This is a genomic window from Flavonifractor sp. An92 (assembly GCF_002159175.1).
GTDB lineage: Bacteria > Bacillota > Clostridia > Oscillospirales > Oscillospiraceae > Pseudoflavonifractor_A.
This window is the reverse complement of sequence record NZ_NFGZ01000016.1, coordinates 22218-34985: the sequence shown is the minus strand read 5'-3', so window position 1 is coordinate 34985 and position 12768 is coordinate 22218. Positions and strand designations below refer to the sequence as shown.

16 protein-coding genes are annotated in these 12768 nt (G+C 65.6%); 13 read left to right on the top strand and 3 right to left on the bottom strand.

The window, feature by feature from the left end:
- Positions 1 to 120: 120 nt before the first annotated feature.
- The 6 genes from rpsF to B5G43_RS11365 all read left to right on the top strand — a co-directional run bounded on the left by rpsF (position 121) and on the right by B5G43_RS11365 (position 3765).
- Positions 121 to 420 carry a 30S ribosomal protein S6 gene (rpsF, locus tag B5G43_RS11390; protein WP_087261447.1) on the top strand — a complete coding sequence of 100 codons (300 nt, stop codon included), beginning with the start codon at positions 121 to 123 and terminating at the stop codon, positions 418 to 420.
- A 12-nt stretch (positions 421 to 432) separates the two neighbouring features.
- Complete coding sequence (ssb, locus tag B5G43_RS11385; RefSeq protein ID WP_087261444.1) at positions 433 to 915, top strand: single-stranded DNA-binding protein; 483 nt, start codon at positions 433 to 435, stop codon at positions 913 to 915.
- A gap of 122 nt (positions 916 to 1037) precedes the next feature.
- Positions 1038 to 1277, top strand: a complete 240-nt coding sequence (gene rpsR / locus B5G43_RS11380; RefSeq protein ID WP_087238992.1) for a 30S ribosomal protein S18 — start codon at positions 1038 to 1040, stop codon at positions 1275 to 1277.
- Between the two features lie 155 nt (positions 1278 to 1432).
- The gene (locus B5G43_RS11375) at positions 1433 to 2566 is read left to right on the top strand and encodes a site-specific integrase (RefSeq protein WP_087261441.1); all 1134 of its coding nucleotides are present in this window, start codon (positions 1433 to 1435) and stop codon (positions 2564 to 2566) included.
- Positions 2567 to 2629: 63 nt separating this feature from the next.
- Complete coding sequence (locus B5G43_RS11370) at positions 2630 to 3202, top strand: chromate transporter (RefSeq protein ID WP_087261438.1); 573 nt, start codon at positions 2630 to 2632, stop codon at positions 3200 to 3202.
- Positions 3199 to 3765 (top strand): chromate transporter, encoded by a 567-nt coding sequence (locus B5G43_RS11365; RefSeq protein WP_087261436.1) that lies wholly within the window; start codon positions 3199 to 3201, stop codon positions 3763 to 3765. Before B5G43_RS11370 ends, B5G43_RS11365 begins: the two co-directional genes overlap by 4 nt.
- A gap of 53 nt (positions 3766 to 3818) precedes the next feature.
- Here the strand turns inward: B5G43_RS11365 and B5G43_RS11360 are convergent, their stop codons facing one another.
- The gene (locus B5G43_RS11360) at positions 3819 to 5015 is read right to left on the bottom strand and encodes an acetate kinase (RefSeq protein WP_087261432.1); all 1197 of its coding nucleotides are present in this window, start codon (positions 5013 to 5015) and stop codon (positions 3819 to 3821) included.
- A gap of 162 nt (positions 5016 to 5177) precedes the next feature.
- Here B5G43_RS11360 and B5G43_RS11355 point away from each other — a divergent pair, with 162 nt between their 5' ends.
- The gene (locus B5G43_RS11355) at positions 5178 to 6362 is read left to right on the top strand and encodes a nucleotidyltransferase family protein (protein WP_087261429.1); all 1185 of its coding nucleotides are present in this window, start codon (positions 5178 to 5180) and stop codon (positions 6360 to 6362) included.
- Here the strand turns inward: B5G43_RS11355 and sleB are convergent.
- Positions 6334 to 7011 carry a spore cortex-lytic enzyme gene (gene sleB, locus B5G43_RS11350; protein ID WP_087261426.1) on the bottom strand — a complete coding sequence of 226 codons (678 nt, stop codon included), beginning with the start codon at positions 7009 to 7011 and terminating at the stop codon, positions 6334 to 6336. The two genes, B5G43_RS11355 and sleB, sit on opposite strands and share 29 nt — an antisense overlap.
- Before the next feature lie 165 nt (positions 7012 to 7176).
- Between sleB and B5G43_RS11345 the strand changes: the two genes are divergently transcribed.
- The 4 genes from B5G43_RS11345 to B5G43_RS11330 all read left to right on the top strand — a co-directional run bounded on the left by B5G43_RS11345 (position 7177) and on the right by B5G43_RS11330 (position 10841).
- The gene (locus B5G43_RS11345) at positions 7177 to 7449 is read left to right on the top strand and encodes a translation initiation factor 2 (protein ID WP_087261422.1); all 273 of its coding nucleotides are present in this window, start codon (positions 7177 to 7179) and stop codon (positions 7447 to 7449) included.
- 123 nt (positions 7450 to 7572) lie between these two features.
- Positions 7573 to 8220 carry a helix-turn-helix transcriptional regulator gene (locus B5G43_RS11340; RefSeq protein WP_087261418.1) on the top strand — a complete coding sequence of 216 codons (648 nt, stop codon included), beginning with the start codon at positions 7573 to 7575 and terminating at the stop codon, positions 8218 to 8220.
- Between the two features lie 25 nt (positions 8221 to 8245).
- The gene (locus tag B5G43_RS11335; protein ID WP_087261414.1) at positions 8246 to 9658 is read left to right on the top strand and encodes a Sapep family Mn(2+)-dependent dipeptidase; all 1413 of its coding nucleotides are present in this window, start codon (positions 8246 to 8248) and stop codon (positions 9656 to 9658) included.
- 151 nt (positions 9659 to 9809) lie between these two features.
- Positions 9810 to 10841, top strand: a complete 1032-nt coding sequence (locus B5G43_RS11330; protein ID WP_242960546.1) for a PhoH family protein — start codon at positions 9810 to 9812, stop codon at positions 10839 to 10841.
- A gap of 28 nt (positions 10842 to 10869) precedes the next feature.
- Here the strand turns inward: B5G43_RS11330 and B5G43_RS11325 are convergent, their stop codons facing one another.
- Positions 10870 to 11529: a hypothetical protein gene (locus B5G43_RS11325; RefSeq protein ID WP_087261408.1), complete on the bottom strand. Its 660-nt coding sequence runs from the start codon at positions 11527 to 11529 to the stop codon at positions 10870 to 10872.
- 185 nt (positions 11530 to 11714) lie between these two features.
- Here B5G43_RS11325 and B5G43_RS11320 point away from each other — a divergent pair, with 185 nt between their 5' ends.
- Together B5G43_RS11320 and B5G43_RS11315 are read left to right on the top strand one after the other, a co-directional pair.
- Positions 11715 to 12026 carry a YerC/YecD family TrpR-related protein gene (locus B5G43_RS11320; protein ID WP_087261403.1) on the top strand — a complete coding sequence of 104 codons (312 nt, stop codon included), beginning with the start codon at positions 11715 to 11717 and terminating at the stop codon, positions 12024 to 12026.
- A complete protein-coding gene (locus B5G43_RS11315) occupies positions 12013 to 12765 on the top strand; it encodes a class I SAM-dependent methyltransferase (protein ID WP_087261400.1) in 753 nt (250 codons plus the stop codon). Before B5G43_RS11320 ends, B5G43_RS11315 begins: the two co-directional genes overlap by 14 nt.
- The last annotated feature ends 3 nt before the right edge of the window (positions 12766 to 12768 follow it).

Sequence of the window (12768 nt, the reverse complement as noted above, 5' to 3'; positions counted from 1 at the left end):
CGGAAAAAAGCCTTGACATACCCGCAGATTCCTATATAATAATATAGCTTGCGTTTGCAGGCTGAATCCTTGCTCCCGCCTGAGAGCGGGGGCCATATGTCCATAAGGAGGTGCAACAAAATGGCAAAGCTGAATGCAAACTATGAGGCCGTCTACATCCTCGATCCCACCCTGACCGAGGAGGCCACCGCCGCCCTGGTGGAGAAGTTCAAGACTCTGGTGGAGAACAACGGCACGCTGGCCGAGGTTGACGAGTGGGGCAAGCGTCACATGGCCTACCCCATCAACGACTACACCGAGGGCTACTACGTTCTGATGACCTTTAGCTCCGCTCCCGCCTTCCCCCAGGAGCTGGACCGTATCCTGCGGATCACCGACGGCGTGATGCGCTCCCTCATCATCTGCAAGGACGAGCAGTAAGGGGGCAGCGAAATGCTGAATCGGATCATCCTCATGGGGCGCCTGACCCGGGACCCGGAGCTCCGGCACACCCAGACGGGGACCCCCGTGGCCTCTTTCTCCCTGGCCGTGGACCGGGACTTCAAGGACAAGTCCACCGGCGAGAAGAGCACGGATTTTATCGACATCGTCGCCTGGCGCAGCACGGCGGAGTTCGTCTCCCGCTACTTCACCAAGGGCCGCATGGCCGTGGTGGAGGGCCGGCTGCAGCTGCGTGACTGGACCGACCGGGACGGCAACAAGCGCCGTGCCGCTGAGGTCGTGGCGGATAATGTGTACTTCGGCGACTCCAAGCGGGACGCCGAGAGCGCCGGCGGCTATGCCCCGGCGGGCGCCTACGGCGGCTATTCCGCCCCGTCCGCGCCGGCGGCTCCTGCCGCCCCCGCCTACTCCGCCCCCATGGGCGGCGACCAGTTCGCCGACCTGTCCGACGATGACGGAGAGCTGCCCTTCTGATCTCAGAAGGCGCAGCAGACAATGTGTTTTTGCCGCCCTGCGCGGCTGGGCGCGTAAGCGCCATTTCCACTCCCCGGACCTCTCCCGGTCCGGAGGAAGTATCGTGAAAGGAGAACTGTACCATGGCTATGGATAGAGAGCGTCCCCGCGGCCGCAAGCGCCGCAAGGTTTGTACCTTCTGCGTGGACAAGGTGGAGCACATCGACTACAAGGACGCGGCCAAGCTGCGCCGTTTCCTGTCTGAGCGTTCCAAGATCCTGCCCCGCCGCACCACCGGCACCTGCGCCATGCATCAGCGCCAGCTGACCGAGGCCATCAAGCGTGCCCGTCAGATCGCCCTGCTGCCCTTCGTGACCGACTGATTCGGTGTGTGTTTTTTCAGAGGACCGGCCTTTGGCCGGTCCTCTTTTTTCATTTCAACTTGTTTCTTCTGCGAAATTTGGCCACACTATATAACATGAGTCCACGGCAAAACGGCCTTCCGGCTCAGAGAAAGAATGAAAGTGAGGCCAAAGGCATGGCGAGAAGAAAGATCGAACCCAACATTTCCTATGACGACCAGCGGGGCTGTTACTATGTCTACATGGACTACGGCACCGACGCCAGCGGCGCGCGCATCCGCCGCTACAAGACCTTTCCCAACCTGCAGGCGGCCCGGAAGGCCCTGCGGGAATTCCACGCGGAGCGGGCGGTGAATCAGGATGTGACCCCCCAGAAGCTGACGCTGGAGGAGTGGCTGAGCTACTGGATGAAGGGGGTGATCGGGCCCAACCGGGCGGTGACCACCCTGTACGGCTACCAGAAGATCATCGAGAACCACCTGGGTCCCGCTCTGGGGGATGTGCCCATCCAGAAGCTGACCCCCCGGCACCTCCAGGAGTACTACACCATGCTGCTGCGGGACAAGGGGCTCTCCCCCAACACGGTGCGGCGGCACCACGACCTGCTCTCCGCCGCCCTCCACGCGGCGGTGCGCCACGACATCCTCCTGCGCAGCCCCACCGAGCGGGTGGAGCCCCCTCGCACCGTCCAGACCGAGATCGGCTACTACGGCCCCTCGGAGCTCAAAGAGCTCTACTTCCTGGTGCAGGACACCTGGCTGGAGGTCATCGTCAAGCTGGCCGGGTCCCTGGGCCTGCGGCGGGAGGAGATCTGCGGCCTGCGGTGGGACTGCGTGGACTTCCAGCAGCGCAAGATCCACATCTGCCAGGCCCGCACCGCCGCCGGCGCGGTCATCGTGGAGAAGGAGACCAAGACCCGTGCCTCCACCCGTGCCCTCTACATGACCGACGACGTGTACTTCCTCCTCAAGCGGGAGCGGGCCCGGCAGGCCGAAAACCGCCTGCGGCTGGGGGCAGAGTGGGTGGACACCGGCCTGGTGGCGGTGGACCGGCGGGGGAAGCCCTACTCGCCCAACGCCGTGTCCCTGGCCTTCACCCGCTTCATCCGCAAAAACCACCTGCCCAAGCTGACCCTCCACGGTCTGCGCCACACCTTCGCCACTGTGGCCTCGGCCCAGGGGGCGCCCCTCTTCGACATCGGTCGGGCCCTGGGCCACTCCACCCCCTCCACCACCGGGCGCATCTACACCCACCTGCTGGACCACACCCACGCCAGCACCCTGGGTCTGGTGGCCGACGCGTTGAAGTGACCCTTTACACCGCCGGGAAAAGCGGATACAATGAAGGCTGATTGACGGAAAGGGGGAGGCTTCTTGAAACGGACCTGGAAACTCTATTGGACGCTCTTCACCGCCACCTTTCTCCTCAGCGCCTTCACCTTCGGGGGCGGCTACGTCATCGTGCCGCTGATGAAGGGGCGCTTTGTGGACGATCTGGGCTGGCTGGAGGAGGGGGAGATGCTGGACCTCACCGCCATTGCCCAGTCGGCCCCCGGCCCCATCGCGGTCAACGCCGCCATCCTGGTGGGCTACCGGGTGGGCGGACCGCTGGGGGCGGCCCTCTCCATCCTGGGCACCGTGCTGCCCCCCTTTCTCATCCTCTCCGCCATCTCCCTGTGCTACGCCGCCTTCCGCGCCAACACCATCGTGGCCGCCGCGCTGAAGGGCATGGAGGCGGGGGTCTCCGCCGTCATCGCCAGCGTGGTGGTGGATATGGCGGGGGATGTGCTGCGCAAGCGGGAGTGGCTCAGTACCGCCATTCTGGTGGGCTCCTTCGGGGTGAGCCTGCTCTTTGAGGACCTGAATGTGGCCTGGATCTTGTTTGTGTGTGCCCTGCTGGGCATCCTGGCCGCCTTCTGGAAGAAGCGGAAGGAGGGAGAGGGATGACGCTCTATCTGGAGCTCTTCTGGAGCTTTTTCCAGATCGGCCTGTTCAGCTTCGGCGGCGGGTACGCCGCCCTCCCTCTCATTCAGGCCCAGGTGGTGGACGTGCACCACTGGCTGTCCCTCTCGGAACTCACCGACCTCGTCACCATCTCCCAGATGACCCCCGGGCCCATCGCCATCAACGCCGCCACCTTTGTGGGCATCCAGCTGGGGGGACCGCTGGGGGCGGTGGTGTGTACCCTGGGGTGCGTGCTGCCCTCCTGCATCGTAGTGTCCCTGCTGGCCTGGGTCTACTTCCGCTGGCGGGAGCTCACCGCCCTGCGGGGGGCCCTCAACGGCCTGCGGCCCGCCATCGTGGCCCTCATCGCCGGGGCCGGGCTCTCTCTCCTCATCCACGCCCTGTGGGGAGAGGAGGGCTTCCGGGCCGTGCCGCCGGACCTTCCGGCGCTGGGGCTCTTTGTGGTGGCCTTTGTGGTGCTGCGCAAGTGGAAGCCCGACCCGGTGTTCGTCATGCTGGGCTGCGGCGTGGTCGGCGTGGCGCTGAAGCTCCTGTTTCCCGGATAAAAAAATCCGCCCTGGACCAACCAGGGCGGATTTTTTGCAGATCAGGGGAAACCTTACTTGGAGACGATCTCGGCGGTGTCGCGGGCGATCATGAGCTCCTCGTTGGTGGGGATGAGCAGGACCTTGACCTGGGAGTCGGCGGCGGAGATGACGGTCTCCTTGCCGCGGACCTTGTTGGCCTCGGCGTCCATCTTCACGCCCATGAACTCCAGGCCGGAGGCGATGGCCAGGCGCTGGTCGGCGGAGTTCTCGCCCACGCCGGCGGTGAACACGATGGCGTCCACACCGCCCATGGCGGCGGCGTAAGCGCCGATGAGCTTCTTCACGCCGTAGTTGAAGGCGTCCACAGCCAGGCCGGCGCGGTCGTTGCCCTTCTCGGCGGCCTCGCTCAGGTCACGGAAGTCGGAGGACACGCCGGAAATGCCCAGCACGCCGGACTTCTTGTTGAGGACGTTGAGCATCTCCTTGATGTCCATGTTGTACTTGTTCATCAGGTACTCCAGGATGCCGGCGTCCAGATCGCCGGAGCGGGTGCCCATGGGCAGACCGGCCAGGGGGGTGAAGCCCATGGAGGTGTCCACGCTCTTGCCGCCGTCCACGGCGGTGACGGAGGAGCCGTTGCCCAGGTGGCAGGTGATGATCTTCAGATCCTCGATGTTCTTGCCCAGCATGGCGGCGGCGCGGCCGGAGACATACTTGTGGGAGGTGCCGTGGAAGCCGTAGCGGCGGACCTTGTCCTTCTCGTAGTACTCATAGGGCAGAGCGTAGATGTAGCTCTTGGCGGGCATGGTCTGATGGAAGGCGGTGTCGAACACGGCCACCATGGGCACGCCGGGCATGACCTTCTGGCAGGCGCGGATGCCGGTCAGGTTGGCGGGGTTGTGCAGGGGGGCCAGGGGGATGCAGTCCTCGATGGCCTTCATCACCTCGTCGGTGATGAGGACGGACTTGTTGAAGGCCTCGCCGCCGTGGACCACGCGGTGACCCACCGCGTCGATCTCGCTCATGGAGGCGATGACACCGTGCTCCTTGGACAGCAGGGCGTCGATGACGGACTGGATGGCCTCGGCATGGGTGGGCATGGGGATCTCGAACTCATGCTTCGCGCCGGTGGCGGGGATCTTGTGGGTGAGGCGGCCGTCGATGCCGATGCGCTCACACAGACCCTGGGCCAGCACCTCTTCCGTGCTGGGATCCAGCAGCTGATACTTCAGAGAAGAGCTGCCCGCGTTGATAACAAGAACCTTCATGACACATAACGCTCCTTTGTTTGGTTTTCCCTGTCTTGCGGACAGGGATACGGCGTAGTAAACTAAAACCGTAAGGCTACTTTTATTGTAGCTTATTCCGCGGCAAAGGACAACCGGAATTTTTGGAGCGGCGGCACTTTTTTCGACTTGGGAGGAACTGACATGGCAGGAACCGGCATCGTAGCCGAATATAACCCCTTTCACACCGGGCACCGGTGGCACATCGCCGAGACCCGGCGGCAGCTGGGCGCGGAGAGCGCCATTGTGTGCGCCATGAGCGGACACTGGGTCCAGCGGGGGGACTGTGCCGTCACCGACAAGTGGAAGCGGGCGGCCTGGGCGGTGGAAGCCGGGGCCGACCTGGTGCTGGAGCTCCCCACCGTATGGGCCTGCGCGTCGGCGGAGACCTTTGCCCGGGGGGCCGTGGAGGTGCTGGCCGGGACGGGGGTGGTGGACACCCTTTCCTTCGGCAGCGAGTGCGCCGACCTCTCCGCCCTGCGGGCGAGTGCGGCGGTGCTGGAAGAGCCGGAGTACCATGCCCGGGTGAAGGAGCTCTCCGCCCAGGGATTGCCCTTCCCGGTGGCCCGGCAGCGGGCGGCGGAGGAGCGGCTGGGCGGGCCCTCGGTGCTGGACAAGCCCAATGCCAACCTGGCGGTGGAGTATCTGAGGGCCATCCCGTCCCACTGGAAGGCCCTGGCGGTGCAGCGGCAGGGCGTGGACCACGACGGCGGCGCGGCGGGTGGCTTCGCCTCGGCCTCCCACCTGCGGGAGCTGCTGCGGGCCGGAAACGGGGGAGAGGCGGAGCCCTATCTATGTACCCCCTGGGCGGGGGAGATTGCGGATTTCCGGCGGTGCGGCGCGGTCCTGCTGGACCGGGTGCGCACCATGGGGGAGGACGACTGGGCCGCCCTCCCCGACGGCGGGAGCGCCGAGGGGCTCCCCGCCCGGCTGGTCCGCTGCGGGCGGCAGGCCCGCTCGGCGGAGGAGTTCCTCGCCCTGGCCAAGACGAAGCGCTTCCCCCTGGCCCGGCTGCGGCGGCTGCTCACCTGGGCCTATCTGGGCCTCACCGCCGCCGACCGGCCGGAGCATGTCCCCTATCTGCGGGTGCTGGCCTTCAGCGAGCGGGGGAGAACCCTTCTGGGGGAGATGAAGGAAAAGGCAACGCTTCCCGTCCTCACCAAGCCCGCCCACGCCCGGGACCTCCCGGAGGAGGGCAGGCGGCTCTTTGAACTGGAGAGCCGCTGCACCGACCGCTTCGGGCTGTGCTTGGGGGAGGTGCCGCCCTGCGGGGTGGAGTGGACGCGCAGCCCGGTGTACGTCAGGCGCAAAAGCGGTGATTGCCGATGATGGTGATGAGAGGACGGCTCCAGATCCAGGCGCTGGTGGCGGTGGTGGGGTTGAAGTAGTAGATGGCCCCGCCGCTGGGGTCCACGCCGTTGAGGGCGTCCTGGGCGGCCCGCACCGCCGAGTCGGCTACCGGCTCGTTGAACTGCCCGTCCACCATGCAGGTGAAGGCCCCCGGTTGGTAGACCACGCCGGAGATGGTGGAGGGGAAGGAGGGGTGCTCCACCCGGTTGAGGATCACCGCCCCCACCGCCACCTGGCCGCTGTACGGCTCGCCCCGGGCTTCAGCGGAGATGACCCGGGCCAGCAGGTCCACCTCACTGGAGGACACCGAGCTGCTCCCGCCCCCGTCGGTGGGCATGCCCAGGGCCTTCAGGGTGGCCGGGCCCACGATGCCGTCCACGGTGAGGCCGTTGGTCTTTTGAAAATACTTCACCGCCTCGGTGGTGGCGCTGCCGTAGATGCCGTCCACCGCGCCGTCGTAGTAGCCCCAGTTCTTCAGCTTGGTCTGGATGGTGCGCACCGCCGTGCCGGTGGAGCCCTGGCGGAAGGTGGCCGCCTGGGCGGCGGTCTGGAACAGGGTGATGATGAGGATGTTGGCCAGAAACAGGAGCAGAAGCCCCACAATGAGCCGTTTACGGTCCTTACACACGGTGTGTTTCCTCCTTGCCCGGCACAGCGCCGGGCCACGCGATTTGTGATGTAGTGTACGGAGCGGGAAGGGCGGATATGCGCCGGACACGGGGCACAAATTTTTCCTCCCCGGTATGACCGCGGACCGCCGGGGCCATACTGGAGAGGAAAGGAAGTGTGTACCATGGTCAAAGGAATCTCCCGCCGGGTCATCCTGGTCAAGTCTCCCGACCCCCGGCTCTTTGAGGAGGCCATTTTCATCGTCCGGGAGGAGGCCCTCAGCGGCGGCGGCGTCAACGCCGACCAGGTCCTCCAGGAGGCCCAGAAGGTGGCCCGGGGCTACACCCGCCGCACCGCGCCGCTGGAGCGGGCGCTGCAAAAGGGTCGGGGTGTGCTGTGGGCCCTGGCGGGGGCCCTGCTGGCCACGGCGGGCTGGGCGGCCTGGCTCTGGCTGTGAATACGCTCCGCACTTGCGGGCGGAGGCGAAAGGTATTATAATAGTCTCTGTGAGACCGCGCCCCAGGGCGCGGTCCATCCCCGCCGGAAGGGCGGGGCATCTTCGGAAAACGAGGTGAGGGGCATGAACCGCGAGGAGGCCCTGGAATTTCTGGATCGGACCGCCCGGGGCATCGCGGAGATGTTCGGCTCCTCCTGCGAGACGCTGGTCCACGACATGGGGGACCCCAAGCACCCCATCCTGTCCATCTACAACGGCCACGTGTCCGGGCGCTCGGTGGGCTCCACCATGGACATCCTGGGCACCGCCAAGGAGCTGGACGCCACGGCTCTGGTCACCGATTTCGTCAATCTGGCCGCCACCACCCCCAGCGGGCGGCAGATCAAGAGCAGTACCTTCCACCTCATCGGGGACGGGTACAACCTGGCGCTGGGCATCAACTTCGACTATACCTCTCTGGCGTACGCCAACCGCACCCTGGTGGACCTGATGAACGCCGAGGCCGACCTCCAGAGCGCCATGTGGCAGGGGGGCGACGGCCGCCTGGCCGACATCTTCGACGAGTGTCTGGCCGCCGTGGGCAAGCCGGTCAGCGAGCTGAACAAGAAGGACCGCATGAAGGTGATCGCCCTGCTGGACCAGAAAAACGCCTTTTCCTTCCGCAAATCCGTGCCCTTCGTCTCCCGTCGGCTCCAGGTTTCCCGGTATACGGTGTATAAATACCTGGGCGAGCTGGCCGAGAACAGCGGCGAGCCGGGGGCGGAACCTTAGACAGCAAGAAAAAGGAGCAATTGCCATGTATCAGGAGAAGATCAACGCTTATTTCGATACCCCCGAGGCCCGGGAGACGCTGGTGAAGGCCATCGCCCGTCTGGTGAAGATCAACAGCGTCCGGGGCGAGGCCCAGCCGGGCAAGCCCTTCGGTGAGGGCCCCGCCGCCGCGCTGGCCGAGGGCCTGGCCCTGGCCGGGGAGTGGGGCTTCCAGACCGAGAACGTGGAGAATTATGTGGGCACCGCCGACCTCAACGACAAGGAGACCCGCCTGCACATCCTGGGCCACCTGGACGTGGTGGGCGAGGGCAAGGGCTGGGACACCGACCCCTACACCTGCGTGGAGAAGGACGGCATGCTCTACGGTCGGGGCGTGTCCGACGACAAGGGCCCCGTGGTCTGCGCCCTCATGGCCATGAAGGCCGTGAAGGACCTGGGCCTGCCTGTGAATGCCAACGTGAAGCTGGTCATGGGCACCGACGAGGAGAGCGGCTCCAGCGACATCGCCTACTACTACTCCAAGCACCCCTATGCCCCCTACTCCTTCACTCCCGACGCCGACTTCCCGGTCATCAACATCGAGAAGGGCCACTATCACCCCGACTTCGGCAAGACCTGGGCGGCCGAGACCGTCCTGCCCCGGGTCACCGAGCTCACCGGCGGCTTCCGCTTCAACGTGGTGCCCCCCGAGGCCCAGTGTGTGGTGGCCGGCCTGACCGCCGCCGACGTGAAGCCCCACGCCGACGCCGTCACCAACCAGACCCGCACCCCTTTCACCCTCACCGAGGAGAAGGACGGCGTGCACATCCACTGCGCCGGCAAGAACGCTCACGCGGCCAGCCCCGACGACGGCATCAACGCCATCTGCGCCCTGCTGACCCTGCTGGCCCGTCTGCCCCTGGCCGACTGTGAGAGCACCCGCGCCCTCCAGGCCCTCCATACCCTCTTCCCCTTCGGGGACACCCGGGGCGCGGCCCTGGGCATCGCCCAGTCCGACGAGGAGAGCGGCCCCCTCACCCTGAACTTCGCCCTTCTCACCGTCACCGACACCGGCTTCACCGGCAAGTTCGACGTGCGCTTCCCCCTGTGCGCCAACGAGGACAACTGCAAGAAGGCCTGTGAGGCCAGCTTTGCCCACTACGGCATCGCCGTCACCGGGGACGAGAACATGACCACCGTCCACTGCGTGCCCTCCGACTCCCCCCTGGTGCAGACCCTGCTGCGCTGCTACGAGACCTACACCGGCACCACCAACGCCAAGCCTCTGGCCATCGGCGGCGGCACCTACGTCCACGACATCCCCGGCGGCGTGGCCTGCGGCTGCCAGTTCCCCGGCTTCGACCCCAAGATGCACGCCCCCAATGAGCAGGCCAGCATTGATCTGCTGCTCACCTCCTGCAAGATCTTCACCCAGGCCATCGTGGAGCTGTGCCAGTAATCCAGATTCCGATGGGAGCGCCCCGCGGCCGCGGCGCGCTCCCTTTTTCTCCGGCGGCTTGCAAAGAGGACCGGATTTCTATATAATCTAATCTAGGTATTCAGTGTTACGATACCGCATTTGAGCGGTATGCGAAAGCGAGGAATGTTGTTTGCAAACAGAGCGTCTGTCCTTTGATACCATCGACCAGCAGCAGGCCGTGTTCGGGGCCCAGGATGACTTCGCCAAGATGATCGAGAAGGCCCTGGAGGTCCGCATCGGGCTGCGGGACTACGATGTGGACGTGCGGGGCGAGTCGGAGGAGAATGTGCGCCTGGCCACCGAGGTGCTGCGCTCCCTGCTGCAGTTCTACCGCCGGGGCGAGCCCCTCACTGAGAGCGTGGTGGCCCGGCTCATCGACGAGGCCCGGGAGGGCAGCCTGGAGGAGACCTTCTCCGCCATGGACAGCATCGTCACCATCACCCAGAAGGGCGCCCCCATCAAGTGCAAGACTCTGGGCCAGAAGAACTACATCAAGGCCCTCCAGGAGAACACCGTCACCCTGTGCATCGGCCCCGCCGGCACCGGCAAGACCTATCTGGCCGTGGCCCAGGCCGCCAAGGAGCTGAAAAACGGCGACATCGAGCGTATCATCATGAGCCGCCCCGCCATCGAGGCCGGTGAGGAGCGCCTGGGCTTCCTGCCCGGCGACCTGGCCCAGAAGGTGGACCCCTATCTGCGGCCTCTGTATGACGCCCTCCACGACATTTTCGGCGCCGAGAAGGCCGAAAAGCTCCGGGAGCGGGGCACCATCGAGATCGCCCCCCTGGCCTATATGCGCGGACGTACCCTCAACCACGCCCGTGTCATCATCGACGAGAGCCAGAACGCCTCTCTGCCCACCCTGAAGATGGCCCTCACCCGTCTGGGCGAGGGGTCCAAGATGGTCCTCACCGGCGACGTGACCCAGATCGACCTGCCCCGCTCGGTGGACTCCGGTCTGGAGCGGTGCGCCGAGATCTTGGGCGGCATCGAGGGCATCTCGGTGGTCCGGCTTAACAATCGGGACGTGGTGCGGAACAAAATCGTCCGTGACATCGTCAAAGCCTTTGAGAAGGATGAGGCCAAGCGGCAGGCCGCCAAACCGGCCAAGCCCGATAAAGAGAAACCCCGTCCGACAGAAGCGCCCCGGCGCAAACGCTAAGGGTTCCCCACGAGCCCGGCCTGTGGTCTCACAGGCCGGGCTCGTTTTCCCCTGAGAGGGGGAAGGAGCACCAGCCCGCCCGGGCCGGGCGCACGCTCCCCGGGGGGAGGAGGAGCACCGGGCCCTCCGGCGTGAGGTAGAACCGCCCCGCCCGCAGGGCCCGGCCCAGACCGGCGCGCCAGCGGGGGAGGACCTCCTCCGGCGTCCGGTCGGCCAGCTCCTCCAGCTGGCGGGCCACCCGGCGGCGCACCTGAGCCCGCCAGCCCTTCCGTTGGGGGAGCACGTCGGCCAGAGTGAGCGGGCGGCCGTCCTTCCGGCTCCACACGTCGTACCGGCGGCAGACCCGGCGGGGGCCGTCCCCCTCCTCCACCGCCTCCCAGCACAGGCTCAGGACCTGCTCGTCGGCGTGGGTGACCGACCAGGTGAAGGCGGCCTTCCAGGGCGTGAAGGGCCGGGCGGCGGCCAGAGCGGCCTCCTCACCCTCACAGGCGCGGCGATAGAGCGGCCCGGTCCAGTGGGCCATCCAGTTCTTGCACAGGGCCTGATAGTAGCGCTCCACCCGCCGGACGGGGACGCCCTCCCCGGGCAGGTGAGGGCGGGACATGGACAGCTCCAGCACCGGACGCCCCTCCCGGTCAAGGGTGCGGTCGTCGTGCAGGGCCTGGATCAGCAGGGGCTCAGCGGACATGACGGGACCTCCTTTTAGGGATTTGTTCCAGACTATGCCGCCGGAGACCGGGGGGTGCTTTGGTAAAATTTTAAGAAATTGTGTTTACTTTGACGATTCACTTTGGTAAAATAAGAAACAGAGCGTAAACCAAGTCTGTACGCTGTGTATGGACAGCAGCAGCACGAAAGCGGGAGGTAACCGTTTTGGCAAGAAATCGAAAGCAGGCCCAGAGCGACCGGCTCTATGAGACCATCCTGACCCTGAAGGATCTGGACGAGTGCAAGAAATTTTTTTCCGACCTGTGTACGGTGGCCGAGCTGAAGGCCATGGAGCAGCGCTTTGAGGTGGCTCTCCTCCTCAGTGACGGCATGATCTACAATGACATCTTGGAGCGCACCGGAGCCAGCAGCGCCACCATCAGCCGGGTCAACCGCTCCCTGCAATATGGGGCGGACGGCTATCAGACCGTGCTCCCCCGCGTCAAGGAGAAGATGAGGGCCAATGGGGAGCTATGAGTTTCTGGCCGGGTGCTATGACGAGCTGACCACCGACGTGGGCTACCGCCAGTGGGCCGACTATCTGGAAAAGCACTTCCACCGCACAAAGCTCCCGGTCCATACGGTCCTGGACCTGGCCTGCGGCACCGGCAGCCTTACCTGGGAGCTGGCCCGGCGGGGCTATGAGATGATCGGCGTGGACCGGTCGGAGGAGATGCTGGCCGCCGCCCAGGAGAAGGGGATGGAGGAGCAGGTGGACATCCCGCCCCTCTTCCTCCACCAGCCCATGGAGAAGCTGGACCTCTACGGCACCATCGACGCCTGCGTCTGTTGCCTGGACAGCGTCAACTATGTCACCCGCCCCGCCCTGCTGGAGCGGGCCTTTGAGCGGGTCCACCTCTTCCTCATGTCCGGCGGCGTGTTCATCTTCGACATCAATACCCCGGAAAAGCTCCGGCGCCTGGACGGGCAGGTCTTTCTGGACGAGACCGAGGACGCCTACTGCGTCTGGCGGGCGGAGTTCTCCCAGCGCCGGAACATCTGCACCTACGCCATGGACATCTTCCAGCTCACCGACAGCGGCCTGTGGGAGCGGGGGGAGGAGCTCCACGAGGAGTATGCCTACACACCTGAGCAGCTGGAGGACATGCTCCGCCGGGCGGGATTTACTCACATCAAGCGGTACGGCGAGCGGGTGTTCCGCGCCCCCAAGGAGGGGGAGGACCGCATTTTCTTTGTAGCACGAAAGGACGAATAAACC

What these genes read in the sequence shown, in the direction of transcription:
- rpsF (WP_087261447.1), top strand. Translation starts at nt 121, where the DNA reads ATGGCAAAGCTGAATGCAAACTATGAGGCCGTCTACATCCTCGATCCC.
- ssb (WP_087261444.1), top strand. Translation starts at nt 433, where the DNA reads ATGCTGAATCGGATCATCCTCATGGGGCGCCTGACCCGGGACCCGGAG.
- rpsR (WP_087238992.1), top strand. Translation starts at nt 1,038, where the DNA reads ATGGCTATGGATAGAGAGCGTCCCCGCGGCCGCAAGCGCCGCAAGGTT.
- B5G43_RS11375 (WP_087261441.1), top strand. Translation starts at nt 1,433, where the DNA reads ATGGCGAGAAGAAAGATCGAACCCAACATTTCCTATGACGACCAGCGG.
- B5G43_RS11365 (WP_087261436.1), top strand. Translation starts at nt 3,199, where the DNA reads ATGACGCTCTATCTGGAGCTCTTCTGGAGCTTTTTCCAGATCGGCCTG.
- B5G43_RS11360 (WP_087261432.1), bottom strand. Translation starts at nt 5,015, where the DNA reads ATGAAGGTTCTTGTTATCAACGCGGGCAGCTCTTCTCTGAAGTATCAG.
- B5G43_RS11355 (WP_087261429.1), top strand. Translation starts at nt 5,178, where the DNA reads ATGGCAGGAACCGGCATCGTAGCCGAATATAACCCCTTTCACACCGGG.
- B5G43_RS11345 (WP_087261422.1), top strand. Translation starts at nt 7,177, where the DNA reads ATGGTCAAAGGAATCTCCCGCCGGGTCATCCTGGTCAAGTCTCCCGAC.
- B5G43_RS11340 (WP_087261418.1), top strand. Translation starts at nt 7,573, where the DNA reads ATGAACCGCGAGGAGGCCCTGGAATTTCTGGATCGGACCGCCCGGGGC.
- B5G43_RS11335 (WP_087261414.1), top strand. Translation starts at nt 8,246, where the DNA reads ATGTATCAGGAGAAGATCAACGCTTATTTCGATACCCCCGAGGCCCGG.
- B5G43_RS11325 (WP_087261408.1), bottom strand. Translation starts at nt 11,529, where the DNA reads ATGTCCGCTGAGCCCCTGCTGATCCAGGCCCTGCACGACGACCGCACC.
- B5G43_RS11315 (WP_087261400.1), top strand. Translation starts at nt 12,013, where the DNA reads ATGGGGAGCTATGAGTTTCTGGCCGGGTGCTATGACGAGCTGACCACC.